Origin of the sequence: Sphingomonas changnyeongensis, assembly GCF_009913435.1 — a bacterium.
Taxonomy (GTDB): domain Bacteria; phylum Pseudomonadota; class Alphaproteobacteria; order Sphingomonadales; family Sphingomonadaceae; genus Sphingomonas_B; species Sphingomonas_B changnyeongensis.
Genome location: NZ_CP047895.1, coordinates 1,783,024 through 1,803,944 on the forward strand (window position 1 = coordinate 1,783,024; position 20,921 = coordinate 1,803,944).

General features: G+C 68.4%; 11 protein-coding genes and 4 pseudogenes. 9 read left to right on the plus strand and 6 right to left on the minus strand.

Annotation, left to right across the window (positions count from 1 at the left end; genetic code table 11):
- From GVO57_RS08830 to GVO57_RS08850, 5 genes and pseudogenes are all read left to right on the plus strand, one after another.
- On the plus strand, nt 1-1,146 hold the full coding sequence (locus tag GVO57_RS08830) for an acyl-CoA dehydrogenase family protein (RefSeq protein WP_160592834.1): 1,146 nt from the start codon (nt 1-3) through the stop codon (nt 1,144-1,146).
- A 25-nt stretch (nt 1,147-1,171) separates the two neighbouring features.
- A pseudogene (locus GVO57_RS08835) lies at nt 1,172-2,205 on the plus strand (enoyl-CoA hydratase/isomerase family protein).
- Between the two features lie 25 nt (nt 2,206-2,230).
- Nucleotides 2,231-3,003, plus strand: a pseudogene (locus tag GVO57_RS08840) (enoyl-CoA hydratase).
- A gap of 42 nt (nt 3,004-3,045) precedes the next feature.
- Nucleotides 3,046-3,921 carry a 3-hydroxyisobutyrate dehydrogenase gene (mmsB, locus tag GVO57_RS08845; protein WP_160592835.1) on the plus strand — a complete coding sequence of 292 codons (876 nt, stop codon included), beginning with the start codon at nt 3,046-3,048 and terminating at the stop codon, nt 3,919-3,921.
- 224 nt (nt 3,922-4,145) lie between these two features.
- Nucleotides 4,146-5,681, plus strand: coding sequence for an aminoacyl--tRNA ligase-related protein (locus GVO57_RS08850; protein ID WP_160592836.1), 1,536 nt, complete (start codon nt 4,146-4,148; stop codon nt 5,679-5,681).
- A 120-nt stretch (nt 5,682-5,801) separates the two neighbouring features.
- Here GVO57_RS08850 and glpD read toward each other — a convergent pair whose 3' ends face one another.
- Nucleotides 5,802-7,268: a glycerol-3-phosphate dehydrogenase gene (glpD, locus tag GVO57_RS08855; protein ID WP_233281310.1), complete on the minus strand. Its 1,467-nt coding sequence runs from the start codon at nt 7,266-7,268 to the stop codon at nt 5,802-5,804.
- 158 nt (nt 7,269-7,426) lie between these two features.
- On the opposite strand from glpD, the gene GVO57_RS08860 reads away from it, so the two are divergent.
- The 3 genes from GVO57_RS08860 to GVO57_RS08870 all read left to right on the plus strand — a co-directional run bounded on the left by GVO57_RS08860 (nt 7,427) and on the right by GVO57_RS08870 (nt 11,834).
- On the plus strand, nt 7,427-9,730 hold the full coding sequence (locus tag GVO57_RS08860) for a ribonuclease R family protein (protein ID WP_160592838.1): 2,304 nt from the start codon (nt 7,427-7,429) through the stop codon (nt 9,728-9,730).
- A gap of 85 nt (nt 9,731-9,815) precedes the next feature.
- On the plus strand, nt 9,816-10,214 hold the full coding sequence (locus GVO57_RS08865; RefSeq protein ID WP_160592839.1) for a tetratricopeptide repeat protein: 399 nt from the start codon (nt 9,816-9,818) through the stop codon (nt 10,212-10,214).
- Nucleotides 10,215-10,409: 195 nt separating this feature from the next.
- Nucleotides 10,410-11,834: an aldehyde dehydrogenase family protein gene (locus tag GVO57_RS08870; RefSeq protein WP_160592840.1), complete on the plus strand. Its 1,425-nt coding sequence runs from the start codon at nt 10,410-10,412 to the stop codon at nt 11,832-11,834.
- A 481-nt stretch (nt 11,835-12,315) separates the two neighbouring features.
- Here the strand turns inward: GVO57_RS08870 and GVO57_RS08875 are convergent, their stop codons facing one another.
- Nucleotides 12,316-13,263, minus strand: coding sequence for a DUF481 domain-containing protein (locus GVO57_RS08875; protein WP_160592841.1), 948 nt, complete (start codon nt 13,261-13,263; stop codon nt 12,316-12,318).
- Between the two features lie 103 nt (nt 13,264-13,366).
- Between GVO57_RS08875 and topA the strand changes: the two genes are divergently transcribed.
- A complete protein-coding gene (gene topA / locus GVO57_RS08880; protein WP_160592842.1) occupies nt 13,367-15,970 on the plus strand; it encodes a type I DNA topoisomerase in 2,604 nt (867 codons plus the stop codon).
- Nucleotides 15,971-16,017: 47 nt separating this feature from the next.
- On the opposite strand, the gene GVO57_RS08885 is transcribed toward topA, so the two are convergent.
- The 4 genes and pseudogenes from GVO57_RS08885 to coaBC all read right to left on the minus strand — a co-directional run bounded on the left by GVO57_RS08885 (nt 16,018) and on the right by coaBC (nt 20,918).
- Nucleotides 16,018-18,327 (minus strand): TonB-dependent receptor, encoded by a 2,310-nt coding sequence (locus tag GVO57_RS08885; RefSeq protein WP_160592843.1) that lies wholly within the window; start codon nt 18,325-18,327, stop codon nt 16,018-16,020.
- Nucleotides 18,328-18,441: 114 nt separating this feature from the next.
- Nucleotides 18,442-19,197 carry a HesA/MoeB/ThiF family protein gene (locus GVO57_RS08890; RefSeq protein WP_160592844.1) on the minus strand — a complete coding sequence of 252 codons (756 nt, stop codon included), beginning with the start codon at nt 19,195-19,197 and terminating at the stop codon, nt 18,442-18,444.
- A pseudogene (gene dut / locus GVO57_RS08895) lies at nt 19,194-19,699 on the minus strand (dUTP diphosphatase). Before dut ends, GVO57_RS08890 begins: the two are co-directional and overlap by 4 nt.
- Nucleotides 19,696-20,918 (minus strand): annotated as a pseudogene (gene coaBC / locus GVO57_RS08900) (bifunctional phosphopantothenoylcysteine decarboxylase/phosphopantothenate--cysteine ligase CoaBC). The pseudogenes dut and coaBC overlap by 4 nt, the downstream one beginning before the upstream one ends.
- Nucleotides 20,919-20,921: the final 3 nt, after the last annotated feature.

Consider the following 20,921-nt stretch of genomic DNA (forward strand, 5'->3'; position numbering starts at 1 on the left):
ATGACCAACCAGTTCGACCTGACCGACGACCAGCGCGAGATCCAGGAGCTTGCGCGCCGTTTCACCGCCGAGCGCATCACCCCGCATGCGGCCGAGTGGGACGAAAAACACATCTTCCCGCGCGACACGATCCGCGCGGCGGCCGAGCTTGGCTTTGGCGCCATCTATGTGTCCGAGGCCTCGGGCGGCATCGGCCTGGGGCGGCTCGAGGCGGCGCTGATCATGGAGGCGATGGCCTATGGCTGCCCGTCGACCAGCGCGTTCATCTCGATCCACAACATGGCCGCATGGATGATCGACCGGTTCGGGTCGGACGCGGTGAAGGCCCGCTATCTGCCCAGGCTGGTCGGCATGGACTGGATCGCGAGCTATTGCCTGACCGAGCCGTCCTCCGGCTCGGACGCGGCGGCGCTCAAGACCCGCGCGGTGCGCGACGGCGATGATTTCATCGTCTCGGGCACCAAGCAGTTCATTTCGGGCGGCGGCGAGAATGAGCTGTATCTGGTCATGGTCCGCACCGGGGCCGAGGGGCCCAAGGGGATCAGCTGCCTGGCGATCGAAAAGGACATGCCCGGCGTGTCGTTCGGGGCCAATGAGCGCAAGCTCGGCTGGCATTCGCAGCCGACCGCGCAGGTGATCCTCGACAATGTCCGCGTGCCGGCGGCCAATCTGGTCGGCGGCGAGGGCGAGGGCTTCCGCATCGCGATGATGGGGCTGGATGGCGGGCGGCTGAACATCGGTGCCTGTTCGCTGGGCGGCGCGCAGCGCGGGCTGGACGAAGCGGTTGCCTATGTGAAGGACCGCCAGCAATTCGGCCAGCCGATCGCCGAGTTCCAGAACACCCAGTTCATGCTGGCCGACATGGCGACCGAGCTGGAGGCGGCGCGGGCGCTGCTCTATCTCGCCGCCGCCAAGGTGACCGCCGATGCGCCCGACAAGACGCGCTTTGCCGCCATGGCGAAACGGCTGGCGACCGATACCGGCTCGGCAGTCGTCGACCGGGCGCTGCAGCTGCATGGCGGTTACGGCTATCTGATGGATTATCCGATCGAGCGTTTCTGGCGCGACCTGCGCGTCCATTCGATCCTTGAGGGGACGAACCAGGTGATGCGGATGATCGTCGGCCGGGATCTGCTGCGCCAATGAGCGGGCGGACAGCGAAGCGGCGGGCATCATCGCCGCGACCGACGGGGGCGTGGGCCGCATCCGGCTCGACCGGCCGGCGGCCATCCATGCGCTGACCCGGCCGATGTGCACGGCGGTGCTGGCGGCGCTCGACGGCTGGAACCGCGACGATGCGGTGCGCGCGATCCTGATCGATCATGCCGCCGGGCGCGGCTTCTGCGCGGGCGGCGACATCCGCATGCTGGCGGAATCGGGTGCGGGCGACGGCGTTGCCGCGCGCGCATTCTTCCACACCGAATACCGGATGAACCACCGGCTGTTCACCTATGGCAAGCCGCTGGTCGCGTTCATGGACGGCATCACCATGGGCGGGGGCGTCGGCCTCGCCATGCCGTGCCGGTTCCGCATCGCGACCGAAAACACCCGCTTTGCCATGCCCGAGACCGGGATCGGCCTGTTCCCCGATGTCGGCGGCGGCTGGTATCTGTCGCGGCTGCCGGGGCGGGTGGGGCAGTTCCTGGCCTTGACCGGGGCGCGGCTCGACGGGGCGGAATGCCTGCTGCTCGGCCTTGCCACCCATTACATCCCGTCCGCCGCGCTTGATGAGGTAAAGGCGCGCATCGCCGCCGATCCGGGCGCGCTGGAGGCGATCCTCGAGGCTTATGACAGCGATCCGCCGCCGGCGCGGATCGAGGACAATCTGCCGCTGATCGACCGGCTGTTCGCGTCCGACCGGCTGGAGGACATCTTCGCCGATCTGGCGGCCGATCCCTCCGACTGGGCGGCGCGCGAGCTTAAGACCCTCGCCACCAAATCGCCGCAGACGATGAAGGTCGCGCTGCGCCAGCTGGCGGAGGGGCGGACATGGCCGATTTCGCCGCCGAAATGGCGCAGGAATATGCGATCGCCGCGCGCGTCGTGCAGATGCCCGATTTCCTCGAGGGCGTGCGCGCCGTCATCATCGACAAGGACAATGCCCCCCGCTGGACGGCGGCGCGGCCCGAAGACGTGCCCGACACGCTGATCGACGGCATTTTCGCGCCGCTGCCCGCCGACCAGGCGTGGACGCCGGCTGACTGATCTCCTGCTGCGAAGGACCCGAATGATGAGCCATGAGACCATCCTGATCGAACGCCATGACGCGGTGACCTTGGTCCGGCTGAACCGGCCGCAGGCGCTCAATGCGCTCAACAGCCAGGTGCTGGCCGATCTGATTCAGGCGTTCGCCGCCTATGACGCCGATCCGGCGCAGCGCTGCCTGGTGCTGACCGGCAGCGAAAAGGCCTTTGCCGCCGGGGCCGACATCAAGGAAATGTCGTCACAGGGCTTTGCCGACATGTACGGCTCCAACTTCTTCGCCGGGTGGGAACGGGTGACCGCCACCCGCAAGCCGTGGATCGCCGCCGTTGCCGGCTATGCGCTGGGCGGCGGCTGCGAAGTGGCGATGATGGCCGATTTCATCATCGCCGCCGACACCGCGAAGTTCGGCCAGCCCGAGATCAAGCTCGGCGTGTCGCCGGGCATGGGCGGGTCTCAGCGCCTGACCCGCGCGATCGGCAAGGCCAAGGCGATGGAAATGTGCCTGACCGGGCGGATGATGGACGCGGCCGAGGCCGAACGGGCCGGGCTGGTCGCCCGCATCGTCGCCGCCGATGCGCTGATCGACGAGGCGCTCAAGACCGCCGCCGTCATCGCCGGCATGCCGCCGCTGGCCGCCATCGCCAACAAGGAAATGGTCAACGCCGCGTTCGAGACCCAGCTGGCGCAGGGATATTGTTCGAGCGCCGGTTGTTTCACGGCCTGTTCGGGACTGAAGACCAGAAGGAAGGCATGGCCGCGTTCGTCGAAAAGCGGCCCGGCGTCTGGACCGGGCGCTGATCGCCCCAACCGGCTGACTTACTGCGGAAAAAGGATCGCTTCATGGCGCGCATCGGGTTCATCGGGCTTGGCAATATGGGCGGCGGCATGGCCGCCAATCTGGCGCGCGGCGGGCATGACGTCCGCGCCTTTGATCTGTCGGCCGATGCGCTGGCGCGGGCCGAGGCGGCGGGTTGCCTTGCCGCGGCCACCGCAGCCGAGGCCGCTTCGGGTGCCGAAGCGGTGGTGACGATGCTGCCGGCGGGCGCGCATGTCGCGCAGGTCTATGAAGAGGCGGTGTTTGCCGCCGCGCCGGCGGGCGCGCTGCTGATCGACTGTTCGACCATCGATGTCGCCACCGCGCGGCGCGTCGCCGAAGCGGCGGTGGCGCGCGGGCTGGCGGCGGTCGACGCGCCGGTGTCGGGCGGGATCGCGGCGGCGGCGGGCGGGACGCTCACCTTCATGGTCGGCGGCCCGGCCGAGGCGTTCCGCCGCGCCGAGCCGATCCTGGCGCTGATGGGCAAGGCGGTGATCCATGCCGGGCCGGCGGGCGCGGGTCAGGCGGCCAAGATCTGCAACAACATGCTGCTCGGCGCGTCGATGGTCGCGACCGCCGAAACCTTCCTGCTGGCGCGCAAGCTCGGCCTTGATCCGCAGACCTTTTACGACATCGCGTCCAAGGCGTCGGGCCAGTGCTGGTCGATGACCAGCTATTGCCCGCTGCCCGGCGTTGGGCCGGACAGCCCGGCCGACCGCGACTATCAGGGCGGTTTCGCCGCGGCGCTGATGCTCAAGGATCTGAAGCTGGCGGTGAAGGCCGCCGCCGATGCCGATGCCAGCGTGCCGATGGGCGCGGAGGCGATGGCGCTCTATCAGGCCTTTGCCAATCAGGGGCAGGGCGGGCTCGATTTCTCCGGCATCATCAAGATGCTCGACTGAGCCGCCGGGTGATTCCACCCGGCTTGAAAATGCGCGGTCCTGCGGGTCGCATTTTCCGGGTCGCCGGGTGATTTCACCCAGCTTGAAAATGCGCGGTGTTGCGGGTCGCATTTTCCGGGTCGCCGGGTGATTTCACCCAGCTTGAAAATGCGCGGTCCTGCGGGTCGCATTTTCCGGGCCACCGGGTGATTCCACCCGGCTTGAAAATGCTCTAGGGGCGGGCCATGTCGATCAAGCACGCCCTTTCCGTCACGCGCGCGGCCGATTTCGCCGCCTGGTATCAGACCGTCATCGCCGAGGCCGACATGGCCGAGGATTCGGGCGTGCGCGGGTGCATGGTCATCCGCCCCTGGGGCTATGGCATCTGGGAACGTATCCAGCGGCTGCTCGATGACCGGATCAAGGCGACGGGCCACGAGAATTGCTATTTCCCGCTGTTCATCCCGCTGTCCTATTTCGAAAAGGAAGCGGAGCATGTCGACGGCTTTGCCAAGGAAATGGCGGTCGTCACCCATCACCGGCTGGTCCAGAAGGATGGCCGGCTGGTGCCCGATCCCGAAGCGAAGCTCGAAGAGCCGCTGGTCGTTCGCCCGACGTCGGAAACGGTGATCGGCGCGGCGATGTCGCGCTGGGTGCAGAGCTGGCGCGACCTGCCTGTGCTGATCAATCAATGGGCCAATGTCGTCCGCTGGGAAATGCGCACCCGCATGTTCCTGCGCACCGCCGAGTTCCTGTGGCAGGAGGGCCATACCGCCCACGCCACGGTCGACGAGGCGCGCGAAGAGACGATGAAGATGCTGGAGGTCTATCGCAGCTTTGCCGAGGATTGCCTGGCGATGCCGGTGGTCGCGGGCGAGAAGCCCGAAAATGAACGCTTCCCCGGCGCCGTCTCGACCTATTCGATCGAGGCGATGATGCAGGACGGCAAGGCGCTTCAGGCCGGCACCTCGCATTTCCTCGGCACCACATTCTCGTCGGCGCAGGACATCCGGTTCCAGAACTCCGAAGGCCAGTTCGAGCTGGCGCAGACGACCAGCTGGGGTGTCTCCACCCGCATGATCGGCGGGCTGATCATGGTGCATGGCGATGATGACGGGCTGCGCGTGCCGCCGATGGTCGCGCCCTGGCAGATCGTGATCGTGCCGATGCTGCGCGACCAGCCCGAGGACGCGGCGGTGGTCGATTATTGCAAGACGCTCCAGGCCGAACTGGCGAAGCTGACCGCGCTTGGCGAGCCGGTGCGCGCTCTGCTCGACCTCAAGGCGGTCAAGGCGCAGACCAAGCGCTGGGGCTGGGTGAAGAAGGGCGCGCCGATCGTGATCGAGGTTGGCGGGCGCGATGTCGCCGGCGGCAATGTCTCGGTCATCCGCCGCGACCGGCTGTACCGCGAGGATGGCAAGCTTGATTCGCAGATCCTGCCGCGCAGCGATTTCGTCGCGGGGGCGGCGGCGATGCTCGAGGCGATCCAGCAGGCGCTCCATCAGGATGCGCGCGCGCGCCTCGACGCCAGTATTCGCCGCGACATCACCGATTTCGACGCGCTGGCGGCGATGTTTGCGGACTCGGTCAGGTTCCCCGGCTGGGCCGAGGTGAACTGGGCGCGGCCGACCGGTGCCGAACTGGACGCGGTGGTCGAGCGGCTGAAGGCGCTGAAGCTCACCTTCCGCAACGTCGCCAGCGATGCCGCGCCGGCGGACGGGGCGTGCATCTTCACCGGCAGGCCGGCGGTCGAACGGATCCTGGTCGCGCGCGCCTATTGATCCGGGCCGGACAGAGCGTTTTCAAGCCGGGTGGACCTGACCCGGCGGTGCGGAAAACAGGTTAAAACAAAAGCCTGGAGCGGCCGATCCGATGAAGCCGGATCGAACGCCGCTCCCGCCTCAGCCCGTCCGGCCGCTGGTCATGCCGGCCAGATGGGCCGCCAGTCGTTCGGGATCGACCGCGCCGGTCAGGCCGATCTTGGTGCGCCGCCAGAGAATGTCCTCGGGCGTCAGCGCCCATTCGCGGGTGACCAGCCAATCGACTTCGCGCGCGGTCAGCCCGGCGCCGAAATCCTCGCCCAGTCCGGCCTCGGTCTCGACCCCGGCCAGCATCTCGTCCAGCAGCCCGCCATAGGCGCGCGCCATGCGCAGGCTGCGCGCCTCGCCCAGAAACGGCCATTGCCGCCGCACCCGTGCAAGGAACGCCGCGAAATCGCCGATCTCGCCGCCCGGCAGCGGCCGGTCGAGCGTCATCGGCCGGACGGTCAGCCCGAGCGGCGCGGCAAGCCGTTCGACCGCGACCTCGCCCAGATGCCGGGCGGTGGTGATCTTGCCGCCGAACACCGACAGCAGGGGCGGGCCGCTGTCGTCCAGTTCGAGCACATAGTCGCGCGTCACCTGCCGCGCCTCGCTTGCCCCGTCGTCATAGAGCGAACGGATGCCGGCATAGGTGGCGATGATGTCGCCACGGCTCAGCTGGCGCGGGAAATAACGGTTGACCGCGGCGAGCAGATAATCGGTCTCCGCCGCGCTGATCTGCGCATCGCGCGGATCCTCGACGGCGACATCGGTCGTGCCGACCAGCGTCGTGCCGTTTTCATAGGGAATGGCAAACACGATGCGCCGGTCCGGCTGCTGCAGGATATAGGCGTGGTCGCCGTCAAACAGGCCCGGCACGATGATGTGGCTGCCGCGGATCAGCCGCGCCCCGGCGCGGGCATTGACGCCCAGCCGTCCGCCCGCTTCCGCCACCCATGGCCCGGCGGCATTGACGATGGCGCGGGCGGTGATTTCCCGCCCGCCCGCCAGATAGGCGCGCCACAGCCCGTTCTGCCGCCTGGCCGACAGCAGCTCGGTCCGGGTCAGGATCTCCGCGCCATGCCGTGCGGCATCGACGGCGTTGAGCACGACCAGCCGCGCATCATCGACCCAGGCATCCGAATAGGAAAAGCCCGGCAGCGACCGCGCGAGCGGGGCGAGCAGCGGAGATCCGCGCTTCAGCCCGCGCGAGCGCGGCAGCGACATGCGGCCGCCCAGATGATCGTAGAGGAACAGCCCGGCGCGCACCATCCACCAGGGGCGGAGCGCATGATCATGCGGCAGCACGAACTGCATCGGATAGATGATGTGCGGGGCCATGCGCACCAGCCGTTCGCGCTCGATCAGCGCCTCGCGCACCAGCTTGAACTCGAAAAACTCCAGATAGCGCAGCCCGCCATGGATGAGCTTGGTCGAGGCCGAGGACGTCGCGCCCGCCAGGTCGCCCTTGTCGACCAGGATGACGCCGAGCCCGTTGAGCGCCGCTTCGCGCGCGATCGCCGTGCCGTTGATCCCGCCGCCGATGATGAGAAGATCGCAGTCGGTCACGTTCGCCCTTCTGACAACGCTATCTTGTGGCACGCCCCATAGCGCGGCCGCGCTGCATCCGTCGATAGGCGGTGCGCCGGATCCGCGAAAGCCGGATCGATTGGCTGCACCCGCCCGGCGGGGCTGGCATCGCACCGGGGCGGGGTCTAGACCGGGCCATGGCCCGATCCCCCGAACGCCCCGCATCCGCCCGCTCCGACACCGTCCGCCCCGCTGCCAAGCGGGGCCGCAAGCCCGTGCCCGGCCTGCCGAGCCGGGAGCAGATCCTTGATTTCATCACCCGGTCGGACACGCCCGCCGGCAAGCGCGAGATTGCCCGCGCCTTCGGCCTGTCGGGCGCGGACAAGATCGCGCTCAAGGCGCTGCTCAAGGACATGGCCGATGAGGGGCTGATCGACAGCGCCCCCGGCCGCGCCTTTCACAAGATGGGCGGCGTGCCCAAGGTCACGGTGCTGCGCGTTGTCGATGTCGATGAGGACGGTCAGGCCTGGGCCGTGCCCGAACGCTGGGAAGCGGCAACCCCGCCGCCGCGGCTGCGCCTGCGCGAACGCCGTCGCCAGTCGGCGGTCGCGCCGGGCGACCGGGTGCTGGCGCGCACCGAGGAAGCGGGGCGGGGGTGGATCGCCCATCCGATGAAGACGCTGGCGCGCGGCTCCGAACAATTGCTCGGCGTGCTGCACCGCGAGGGCGATCGCTGGTGGCTGCAGGGCGTTGAAAAGCGCGAGCGGCGCGATCTGCCGGTGTCCGATCCCGGTAGTGCGGAGCCGGGCGATCTGGTGCTCGCCGAAAAGACCGGCCGGCCGCCGCGCATCACCGCGCGGGTGGTCGAGCGGCTGGGCGATCCGTTCCAGCCGCGCAGCTTCTCGCTGGTTGCCATTCACCGCCACGGCATTCCCGACCGCTTCGCCGACGAGGCGCTGGCCGAGGCCGAGCGGATGGCGCGGCTCGACCTGGGCGCGCGCGAGGATCTGCGCCACCTGCCGATCGTCGCCATCGATCCGGCCGATGCCCGCGATCATGACGATGCCGTGTGGGCGGAGGAGACGGACAGCGGCTGGCAGGCGATCGTCGCCATCGCCGATGTCAGCTTCTATGTCCGCCCCGGCTCCGCGCTCGACCGCGAGGCGCGGCGGCGCGGCAACAGCGTCTATTTCCCCGACCGGGTGGTGCCGATGCTGCCCGAAAGCCTGTCGGCCGATATCTGTTCGCTGAAGGCCGGGGCCGACCGCGCGGCGCTTGCCTGCCATCTGAGCTTCGACCGCGACGGGCGGATGACCGGCTGGCGCTTTTCCCGCGCGGTCGTGCGCATCGCCGCCAACATCGCCTATGAGGACGCGCAGGCGGCGATCGACGGCGTGAATGGTGGGTCAGGGGAGGGCGACGGGGGAACGGTGCCGCCGGCGCTGGTCGAGGCGGCGCTGCGCCCGCTCTGGGGCTGCTGGGCGGCACTCGCCAAGGCGCGCGACGCGCGCGAGCCGCTCGACCTCGATCTGCCCGAGCGGCGGGTGGTGCTCGATGAAACCGGGCGGATCCTGTCGGTCGCACCGCGCGACCGGCTCGACGCGCACCGGCTGATCGAGGATTTCATGATCGCCGCCAATGTCGCGGCGGCCCGCGCGCTCGAGGGCAAAAAGGCCCCCGTCATGTACCGGGTGCACGAGCCGCCCTCGCGCGAGAAGCTGGTGGCGCTCAAGGAATATCTGAAAAGCTTCGATCTGGAGTTCGCGCTCGGCCAGGTCGTCCGCCCGGCGACCTTCAACCGGCTGATCGCGCGGGTGGGGGATGCCGACCACCGGCCGCAGGTGATGGAACAGATTTTGCGCACCCAGACCCAGGCCTATTATGCGCCGGTCAATGCCGGGCATTTCGGCCTGTCGCTGGCTTCCTATGGGCATTTCACCAGCCCCATCCGCCGCTATGCCGATCTGATCGTCCACCGTTCGCTGGTCGGCGCGCATGGCCTAACCCCGGCGACCGACGAGACGCGCCTGACCGCCGCCGATGCCGAGGCGATGGAGCGGATCGGCGAGACGATCAGCCAGCTCGAGCGGCGGGCGATGGAGGCGGAACGCGAGACCATCGACCGCTATGTCGCCGCCTATCTGGCCGATCATGTCGGCGAGCTGGTCGCCGCGCGCATCACCGGCGTGCAGTCCTTCGGGTTCTTCGCGACCGTCGAGGGGCTGGGCGGTGACGGGCTGGTGCCGGTGTCGACGCTGGGGACGGAATATTTCCATTATGACGAGGGCCGCCAGACACTGACCGGGGAGGAAAGCGGCACCGTCTATGCGCCGGGCCAGCGGCTGCAATTGCGGCTGGCCGAGGCGAATCCGGTGTCGGGGGCGCTGCGTTTCGCGCTGCCCGATGCCGTGGATACCGGACCGTTTCCCGCGCGCAGCGGCCGGCCGCGTGTCATTCACCGGCGCGGTCGTCCAAAAAACATACGTCATAAATCAAGGTGATAGGACGCAGTCCGAAAATTCCTTTTGACATATGTCACAAGAATGTCATCGTCTTTTCAACAAAGAGTCATGTTGAGAGGAGTCGATGATGCGTGGATCCTTTCTTGTCCCCGTCACGTTTGCGCTTGTCGGCGCTGCGCTGTCGGCCACGGCCGCGACTGCCCAGCTGCAGATGCAGGTGCCGCCGCCCCAGCCGACGCAGGAGCAGCGCTATGGCTTCAACGCCATCCAGCGTGAGGATTTGACCGCCGCCGAGGCGCGGCTGGTCGCGCAGCGCGTCGCCGAACCGAATGAGCCGGCGGTGCTGCTCAACCTTGCCCATGTCTATACCCGCACCGGCCGCGCCGATCAGGCCGAGGCGCTTTACCGGCAGGTGCTCAGCTCGGAAAATGCGCTGATGGCCACCGCGTCCAGCCGTCCGGTCTGGTCGCACGACCTGGCCCAGCGCGGGCTGGACCGCACCCGGTCGATCGCCGCGCGCTGACCTTTTACAGGCGTTGCGTCACGCCGCACGCCGAACGGCCCGGGTGCCCCGCACCCGGGCCTTTTTCATGCCGCCTGATGGCCGCCGCGCCCGGCGGCGCTGATCTGCCCCCGCGACATGCGGCTTGCCAGTTGCGAACAAAAACGCACACTGGGCCTGCACAAGAACAGGCAACCAGAATCAGGAGAGCGCGCGATGATGAATTATCCCCACCATTATATCGACGGGGCCTGGGTCGAGAGCGAGGGCGGCCGCCGCCATCAGGTGATCAATCCGGCGACCGAGGAGCCGTGCACCGAGATCACGCTCGGCAGCGCCGCCGATGTCGACCGCGCCGTCGCCGCCGCGCGCCGCGCCTTTGACGATTTCTCGCGCACCAGCGTCGATGAACGTGCCGCGCTCCTCGAACGCATCATCGCGGTCTACAAGACGCGCATGGCCGATATCGCCCGCGCGATCGCGGTCGAAATGGGCGCGCCGATGGGGCTGGCCTCTGCGGCACAGGCACCGGCGGGCCTTGGGCATTTCATGTACACGCTGCGCGCGCTGCGGGAGTTTCCGTTCGAGGAGATGATCGGCCGCACCCGCGTTGTCCATGAACCGATCGGCGTCGTCGCGATGATCACGCCGTGGAACTGGCCGATCAACCAGATCGTCGCCAAGGTCGCGCCCGCGCTCGCCGCCGGGAACACGATGGTGCTGAAGCCGTCGGAGGAAACCCCGGCTTCGGCGGCGATCCTTGCCGAGGTGCTGCATGAGGCGGGCGTCCCCAAGGGGGTGTTCAATCTGGTGCAGGGCGACGGGCCGACCGTGGGGGCGGCGCTGTCGGCGCACCGCGATGTCGACATGGTCAGCTTCACCGGATCGACCCGCGCGGGCACGGCGATCGCCGCCGCCGCCGCGCCGACCGTCAAGCGCGTGCATCAGGAACTGGGCGGCAAGGCGCCCAATCTGGTGCTCGAAGGCGCAAAGCTCGCCGAGGTGCTGCCGCCCACGGTCATCGGCGTGCTCGCCAATAGCGGGCAGAGCTGCATCGCGCCCACCCGCATCCTCGTCCATCAGAGCCAGGTCGATGAAGCCACCGCCTTCATCAAGGCGATGATGGAGGCAACCCCGGTCGGCGATCCGCTGGCTGAGGGCAATCATATCGGCCCGGTCGTCAACCGCACCCAATGGGAGAAGATCCAGGGCCTGATCCAGAGCGCGATCGACGAGGGCGCGACGCTGGTCACCGGCGGCACCGGCCTGCCCGAAGGCGTCAATCGCGGCTATTATGTCCGCCCGACCCTGTTCCGCGACGTCACCCCCGACATGCGCATCGCGCAGGAAGAGGTGTTCGGCCCGGTCGCGACGATCATGAGCTATGGCGACGAGGAAGAGGGCATCCGCATCGCCAACGACACCGTCTATGGCCTGTCGGCGACGATTTCGGGCGATCCCGAACGGGCGGCGGGCGTTGCCCGGCGGCTGCGCGCGGGGCTGGTGACGATCAATGGCTGGTCGCCCGATCCGGGTGCGCCGTTCGGCGGCTACAAACAGTCGGGCAATGGCCGCGAAAACGGCCGTTACGGGCTTGTCGATTTCATGGAGGTGAAGTCGGTGGTCGGCCTGCCGGCCTGATCCACCCCTGATACCCGGCGATCTCCGCCCCTTTGTGCCGACTGCTGTCCCGCACCGGCACAAAGGGCATCAAATCCCTGCCTTCGGCGCTGTTTCCGTTTGATGACAACGCTGTTAGGAGGGGGGATCGGGATGGACACCCCCGATTTTCGGTCTGGGCCGCCCTCCGCCACCGGGGGGCGGCCCTTTTCTTTTCCGGTGTCGGGCGATTGGCCGAAAGGCGCTTCGGCGGCGCGGCCAGGGAGGGGAAGCCGCGCCGCCCGTCTGCGTCCCGGCAGGCGGCGGATGATCGCGCCCGGGCGCGGTCGCAGGCGTTTCGAAGCTGATCTGAGATAGGGCGCGCCCCGCCTCGTTCAAGGTGACGGGGTGGACGGCGCGGCGCTAGAGCGTTTGATCTGGCTGACCCAGATCAAACGCTCTGACTTGTTGGTTTGCCGCGTTTTCCGAACCGTCAGGTGATTCCACCTGACTGGAAACCGCTCTATTGCAGCCGGTAGACGATGCTGGCGCGGCTGACGGTGCCGGAGGCGCTGATCGCCCGTTCGCGGTCTTCCTCGATCCGGTATTCATAGGACAGGCGCAGGTTCAGCCGTTCGGACAATTTGCTGTTGAGCGCCGAGGTCAGCACCCCGCTCGACGTGTCCTGTTCGTAATAGATCGACGCGCGCTGCGAGAAATCGAGGCGGGGGTTGATCGTCCAGTCGAGGTCGAGCGAACCGCGCCCGGCCACGCGTTCGCGCATCATCGCGCCGGTATCGGTCACGCGCAGCGCCGGCCCGCCTTCGAGCGCGATCTTCAGCCGCTCGCCGCGATTGAGCGACCAGCCGGCACCGACGCCCGTGGTCAGGCGCTGCTCATAGCCCAGGCCCGGATCGCGTTCATACAGCCCCAGCCCGAACACATAGCCGCGCTTGTCGATGATGCGGCGCGGCTGCCACGAGGCGACGATGCGTTCGACGGCGTTCACCCCTTCGGCATCCTGCACCTCGGCGCGCGCGCTCAGCTTGTGCGTCCATTTGAGCCCGGCGCGTTCGGCATCGATCGCGGCGACAAGGCCCAGACTCGACACCGGCCCGGTCGCCCGGCTCGCCCCGAACTCGATCTTGCCGCTCCAATTGTCGAGCGGCCCGGCATTGGCGCGGCGCTGCTCGTCCGCCTGCACCTGGGCCAGGCGCACCGCCTCGCGCTTTGCGGCATGAGCGGCCTGCATCGCATCGATTGCGGCGGCGGCATCGGGGCGCGCTGTCCGCGCATAGCCGAACAGCCGGTCGATCACCGTCTCGTCACCCGCGGCGATCGCCACGTCGAGCAGCGCCTTCAGGTCTGCCGGAACCGGGGCGGGAGCAGCGGCGGCAATCGCGGGCGGCGGCGGAGGTGCTTGATCGAGCATGGCGATGGTGTAGCGAGGCGCGGCGTCGGGTGCCAGCACCGTATCGGCCGGGCTTCTGCCTGCCGGTCACGGTGCGGCTTGACGCGCGCGCTCCTCGCTCTCCACCCTCGCGCGTGCGTAGGAAAGGCCTGAACGGACCAATATGCAGCTTGTCATCGTCGAATCGCCCGCCAAGGCGAAGACCATCGAGAAATATCTGGGCCGCGACTTCCGGGTGCTCGCCTCCTACGGCCATATCCGCGACCTGCCGCCCAAGGACGGTTCGGTCGATCCGGATGACGGCTTTGCGATGGAATGGGAGGTTTACGGCGACAAGGCGCGCCAGCTGAAGGCGATTGCCGATGAAGCGCGCGGGGCCGACCGCCTGATCCTGGCGACCGACCCTGATCGCGAGGGGGAGGCGATCAGCTGGCATGTGCAGGAAGTGCTGCGCCAGAAAAAGGCTCTGCCCGCCCAGGTCGAGCGCGTGACCTTCAACGCGATCACCAAGGCGGCGGTGACCGAGGCGATGGCGCGGCCGCGCGCGCTCGACGAGGATCTGATCGACGCCTATCGGGCGCGCCGCGCGCTCGATTATCTGGTCGGCTTCACCCTGTCGCCGATCCTGTGGCGCAAGCTGCCCGGTGCCAAGTCGGCGGGGCGGGTGCAGTCGGTCGCGCTCCGGCTGGTCGTCGACCGCGAACGCGAGATCGAGGCGTTCCGCGCCCAGGACTATTGGTCGGTCACCGCCGAGATGGAGCATGACGGCACCGCTTTTCTCGCCCGGCTGGTCCGGCTGAAGGGCGAAAAGGTCGAGCGGCTGTCGATCGCCACTGAGGCGGCAGCCGAAGAGGCGCGCCGCGCGGTCGAAGCTGGGCATTTCACGGTCGCGAGCGTCGAGACCCGGCCGCTGATGCGCAATCCGCCGCCGCCCTTCACCACCTCGACCCTGCAGCAGGAAGCGGCGCGCAAGCTCGGCTTTTCGGCCAGCCACACGATGCGCATCGCCCAGGCGCTCTATGAGGACGGGTCGATCACCTATATGCGCACCGACGGCGTGCAGATGGATGCCAGCGCCATCTCCGCCGCCCGCGCCGCCATCGCCAGCCGCTATGACGGTGCCTTCGTGCCCGACAAGCCGCGCCAGTATCAGACCAAGGCCAAGAATGCGCAGGAAGCGCATGAGGCGATCCGGCCGACCGATTTTTCGCGCGACCGCGCCGGATCGGGCGATCATGCGCGGCTTTACGAGCTGATCTTCAAGCGCGCGCTCGCCAGCCAGATGGCTTCGGCACGGCTGGAGCGCACGACCGTCGAGCTGGAGGACGGCACCGGCCGCACCGCGCTGCGCGCGACCGGGCAGGTGGTGCTGTTCCCCGGCTATCTCGCGCTTTACGAGGAAGGGCGCGACGACCAGAGCGGCCCCGATGCCGGGCAGGCCGACGGCGATGACGACGATGCCCGCAGGCTGCCGCGCATGGCTGAGGGCGATGCCCCGGCGCGCAAGGCCGTGCATGCCGAATGCCATTCGACCCAGCCGCCGCCGCGCTTTTCCGAAGCGAGCCTCGTCAAGCGGCTGGAGGAACTGGGCATTGGCCGGCCGTCCACCTATGCCTCGATCCTGCAGGTGCTGAAGGACCGCGCCTATGTGCGGGTGGAAAAGAACCGCTTCATGCCTGAGGAAAGCGGGCGGCTGCTGACCGCGTTCCTCGAACGCTTTTTCGACCGCTATGTCAGCTATGACTTCACCGCCGGGCTGGAGGAGGAGCTGGACGACATTTCGGGCGGCCGCGCGCAGTGGCAGGCGGTGCTCGAGGCGTTCTGGCGCGATTTCAAGCCCAAGACCGCGCAGGTGATGGAGCAGAAGCCCTCCGACATCACCGCCGCGCTCGATGCGTTTCTGGGCGATTATCTGTTCCCGCCGCGCGACGACGGCCAGGATGCGCGGCTGTGCCCGCAATGCCATCAGGGCCGGCTGAGCCTGAGGGGTGGGCGGTTCGGGGCGTTCATCGCCTGCTCCAATTATCCGGACTGCAAATATACCCGCCGTTTCGGCCAGGGTGAGGGCGAGGGCGGCGAGGCCGGTGGCGACGCCGTGCTGGGCCAGGATCCGGCCACCGGGCTGGATGTCGCGCGCAAGACCGGCCGGTTCGGGCCGTACATCCAGCTGGGCGACGGCAAGGAGGCCAAGCGCGCGTCGATCCCCAAGGATATCGGCACGCTTGACCTTGACTGGGCGCTCAAGCTGCTGAGCCTGCCGCGCGAGATTGGCCCGCATCCCGAAACCGGCCAGCCGATCACCGCCTCGATCGGCCGCTATGGCCCCTATCTGGCGCATGACGGCAAATATGCGCGGCTGGCCTCGACCGCCGAGGTGTTCGAGACCGGCATGAACGCCGCCGTCGTCAAGCTGGCCGAAGCGGCAAGCGGCGGCGGGCGGCCGGCGCGGGGCGCGCCGCGCGCGCCGCTGCGCGTGCTGGGCGCGCATCCCGACAGCGGTGCCGACGTGCGGGTGATGGAGGGGCGCTACGGCCCCTATGTCACCGATGGCGAAACCAATGCGACGCTGCCCAAGGCCAGCGCGCCCGATGCGATCACGCTCGATGAGGCGGTCGCGCTGTTGAAGGCGCGGGCCGAAGCGGCCCCGGCGCGCAAGGGCGGGGCGAAAAAGCCGGCGGCCAAGAAACCGGCTGCCAAAAAGGCTCCGGCCAAGACTGTTGCCGCCAAAAAGGCCCCGGCCAAAAAGGCGGCAAAGAAAGCGGACTGAGCGGGGACCGGCGGCAGCCGCCGGCCCCCGACATCAGCATCGGCCTCTCAGAAACGGGTCCTGAGCGTTGCAAACACCTGGCGCGGTGCGCCGATCAGCAGTGTCTGATTGTCGCCGCTGTCGCCAAAGCCGTTCGACCCGATGGTCGCCACATAATCCTTGTCGAACAGGTTGACGACGCTCGCCTGCAGTTCGAACCCCTTGAGCGGGCCGGCGGCAAAGCGGTAGCCGAGCGAGGCATCGACCAGCACCCGGCCGGGCACCGACTGGTCGTTGGTGTAGGTGAAGAAACGCCGGCTCATGTAATTGGCACCGATCCGGCCGATCACCCCGCCATCGTCATAGACGATTTCCGTACTGGCGATGTTGCGCGGCGCATCGACCACCGTGCGCCCCCGGATCGCCGAGCGCACGCTGCCATCGGCGTTGAGCACATCGTCTCGATAGGTCGACACATTGTGGCTGTAGGATGCGAACAGCCGCAGCGGGCGGCTCAGCTGATACTGGGCGGTGGCCTCGATCCCGTAGGACTGGACGCCGCCGACATTCTGCAGGATCGCCGGATTGCCGACGATGCCCGCACCGTTGCGGAACGACAGCAGGCGGTTGCGGAAGTTGACCAGATAGCCGCTCAGCACGCCCTGAAAGCCGCCGCGCGTCAGCCGCACCCCGGCCTCGTAAGTGTCCGACGCTTCCGGCTCGATATCGAGCGCGTTGAAGCCCGCGACCGTGGTGGCGAACGGCCCGGTCGTCGCCGCCGACGGAAAAGCGCGCGTGACCTGCGCGAACCCGGCGAACAGCTCGACATCGCCAAGCCGGTAGTTGAGGCCGAGCGAGGGCTGGAACCAGTCGGTCGCCTCGATCCGGCCCGCGGCCAGCCCGCCCTGCACGATCGGGGTCGCGCGGTTGGTGACCTGATAGCCCTTGGCACCGAAGCTGAGCGTCAGATCGCCCACCGTCACCCGGTCGCTGACGAACAGCTGCACCGTCTCGGTCAGATAGCGGAAGAACCACTGGGTCGCGAACGGGTTTTCCTGATAGCGCAGATGGTCGCGGCCATCGATCGTCGCCGTATCATCGACATTGTAGAAACGCCGCGCCTGGCGGAAGCTGTTGCGTTCCCACCAGATGCCCATGCTCAGCTTGTTGTCGCCGCGTTCCCAGTCGAGCGCGCCGAACGCGCCGCCGCGCTTGATGCCATATTCGGTGGTGCGGACGGCAACCGGCACGCCATTGGTGCCGATCACATAGGGCGTCCACCACAGGCCCTGGCCGCGATTATTGTGGTAATAGCCCGACAGGCTGAGCTTCAGCCCTTCGGCGAGCGGCGCCTCGAGGCGCAGCCCGCCCAGATAGTCGCGCCTCAGCCCGCCTGCGTCATAATAGGCATCATCAACGCTGGTGAAGGGCGCGGGATAGACGGTGCCGGCGGCCCGGTTGGTCACCGCGGTGCCGGTGTCGCCGCGATTGGCCCCGATCTGCGCCAGCCGCACCGCAAGCGCGAAGTCGTTCGAGATATTGTCATGATCATAGCCCAGCCGCCGGATCATCTCGAGCGACATGTCCTGATAGTCATTCTCGCGCCGGTCGGAGAAGCTGCCATAGGCGCTCAGCTGCGCATCGCCGCCGAGCGGCAGCACCGCCCGCGCATTGACGACATGCTGGCGCTGCTCGCCCACGCCCTTCCATTTGTCGAGGCCCAGATAGCCATAGCTCAGATAGGCGCGGAACCCGCCGCCCAGCGCGCCGGTGTCGATCCGGGCAAAGCCGCGCAGGGTGTTTTCGCTGCCATAGGTGGCATTGGCCTCGACCTCGGCCTGTTCGGACGGCGCGCGCGAGCTGAACTCGATCGTCCCGCCCAGATTGTTGGTGGCGTTGGCCGAAACCGATCCCGCGCCCTGCGTCACCCGGGTGAGCGCGATGTTCTCCGGGCTGATCGCGCGGCTGATGTGCAGGCCGTTATTGTTGCCATAGCTGAAATCGCCGAGCGGAATGCCGTCGAGCGTGTAGCCGAGCTGGTTCTGGTTGAAACCGCGGATCGAGATGCGCACCGCCCATTCGTAATTGCCAAAGGCATCCGCCGACTGGAAATTGACGCCCGGCAGCTTCTCGATGCCTTTAAGCGGGCTCGAACCGGGCGCGAGCGTGCGCAGATCCTCGGCGCGCACCTCCTGCACCTGGCGGGTCTCGCCACGGCCGAGGACGACGATGTCGCCGGCATCTTCCGCACCCGGCGCGTCTACGGTTTCGGCCTCGGGTGCCGGCGCGGCGAGCGTCGCCGCCATCGCCGTGCCGCTTGCGCCGTGGAGCAGGGCAGCAAGCATCGCCGCCCCGCACAGGCTGTTCAATCTGGTCATCTGATCATCCCCCTTGTGTCGGACCGGGGGGCGGGTAGGGGCGGCGGATTGCAGCGTGATGGCGCCGCGATTTCAATGCCGTGACAGCATGTTGGGGGATATGCCCCCCGCTGTTCAGCCGGTGCAGCCCCGGCAGGCCGGATCCTTGACGATGCGGATCGTGCGCAGCACCGGGGTCAGCGCGTCGAACACATGCACGCGCCCGGCCGGGTCCGGCCCGAAGCCGACAAGCGCGCGCACCGCCTCCATCGCCGCCCAGGCCCCGGCCAGCCCGGCCGCCGCGCCCAGCACGCCCTGATCGGCGCAGGTGTCGCAATCCTCGGCATCGAATGCGTCGCCGACAAAGCAGCGATAACAGGGCTGATCCGGCTGATGGCCGCGAAAGGTGGCGATCTGGCCCTGAAACTGGCCGAGTGCCGCCGACACCAACGGCGTGCGCTGCCGCACCGCCTGGTCCGACACGATCAGCCGGGTGGCGAAATTGTCCGACCCGTCAAGGATCAGGTCGACATCGGCAAGCAGCTGCGCGGCAGTGTCGGCGGTGATCCGGGCGACCACCGGCTCTGCCGTGACATGCGGGTTGAGCCGCGCCACCGCGCGCGCTGCCGCCTCGGCCTTGGGCTGGCCCAGATCGGCATCGCCGAACAGGATCTGGCGCTGTAGGTTGGACAGGTCGATCCGGTCATCGTCGATCAGGCGCAGGCCACCAATGCCGGCGGCGGCCAGATACTGGATCGCCGGGCAGCCGATGCCGCCCGCGCCGACAATCGCGATGCGCGCGGCGCGCAGGCGGTTCTGCCCCGCGCCGCCGATTTCCTTCAGAACAATGTGCCGGGCATAACGGTCAAGCTCGGCATCGCTCAGGCTCACGCGCTGCTCCCGCCCGCAATCGCGCCCCCGATCGCGCCGGTCCCGGTCGATCCGAACCCGCCCGCGCCGCGCGCGCTGTCGTCAAGCGCTGCAACCTCGGTGAAATGCGCCCGCTGCACGGCGGCGGGGACCAGCTGGGCGATGCGGTCGCCGCGCGCGATGCGGAACGGGGCGTCACCCAGATTGGCAAGGATGACCTTCACCTCGCCGCGATAGTCGCTGTCGATCGTGCCGGGGGTGTTGAGGCAGGTGACGCCGTGCTTGAGCGCGAGGCCCGAGCGCGGGCGCACCTGCACCTCGAAGCCCGGCGGAATCTGGATCGCCAGCCCCGTCGCCACCGCATGGCGGCCGCCGGGGGCAGTTCGACATCCTCGGCCGACACCACATCCATGCCCGCCGCGCCGTCGGTCGCGTAAGCGGGCAGGGGCAGGCCCTCGCCATGCGGCAGGCGGATGAGCGCGATGGCAAGGCTGGGGCGCGGATCCGGGGTCGCCTGGTTCATATCTGGTCCTTCAGGGGCTGATCCGGCGCGGCGAGCGCGGCGGCGATCCGGTCGGCAAGCCGCGCTGCGACATCGGCCTTGGCCATGGCCGGCCAATGTTCGCTCCCGTCGCCGGTGATCAGATGAATGCTGTTGGTCTCGCCGCCCATCACATCGCCCGACACATCATTGGCGATGATCCAGTCACAGCCCTTGCGCGCCCGCTTGGCGGTCGCGTGTTCGACGACATGGTCGGTTTCCGCGGCAAAGCCGATCAGCAGCGGTGGCCGTGCAGGCGACCTTGCAAGGCCTTGCAGAATATCGGGATTTTCGTGAAGCGTCAGGCTGGGCGTGGTGCCGGGCTGTTTCTTGATCTTGACCGGCGCGGCATCGGCCCGCCAGTCGGCGACCGCCGCCACCAGCACCGCTGCATCGGCGGGCAGCGCCGCCGTCACCGCGTCCGCCATCTCGCGCGCGGTCTCGACATCGATGCGGGTGACGCCCGGCGGCGTCGGCAGCGTCACCGGCCCGCTGACCAGCGTGACCCGCGCGCCCCGCGCGGCGAGTGCGGCGGCCAGTGCATAACCCTGTTTGCCCGACGACCGGTTGGCGATGTAGCGCACCGGATCGATCGGTTCATGCGTCGGCCCGGCGGTCACCACGACATGGCGGCCAGCAAGCGGGCCGGCGTTCGGCGTCTGCCCGTCAAGCGCGGCGCGCACCCGGTCCATGATCGCCGCCGGTTCGGGCAGGCGGCCGGGGCCGAACTCGCCACAGGCCATCGGCCCTTCGGCCGGATCGACGATCATGATGCCATCGGCGCGCAGCTGCGCGACATTGCGCCGGGTCGCGGCATGGCCCCACATGCGCACATTCATCGCCGGCACCGCCAGCACTGGCTTGTCGGTCGCCAGCAGCAGCGTGGTCGCCAGATCATCGGCAATGCCCGCCGCCATGCGGGCGAGCAGATCGGCGGTCGCGGGCGCGACGACGACCAGATCGGCCTGGCGGCTGAGCTGGATATGGCCCATTTCGGCCTCGTCCTTCAGGTCCCACAGGCTGGTATGGACGCTCTGTTCGGACAGGGCGGCCAGCGTCATCGGAGTGATGAACTGCGCCCCGCCTTCGGTCAGCACGCAGCGCACCGACATGCCGTCGGCGCGCATCAGCCGGATCAGCTCGCACGCCTTGTAGGCGGCGATGCCGCCCCGACGATCAGCAGGATGCGCGCGCCCGCCATCCG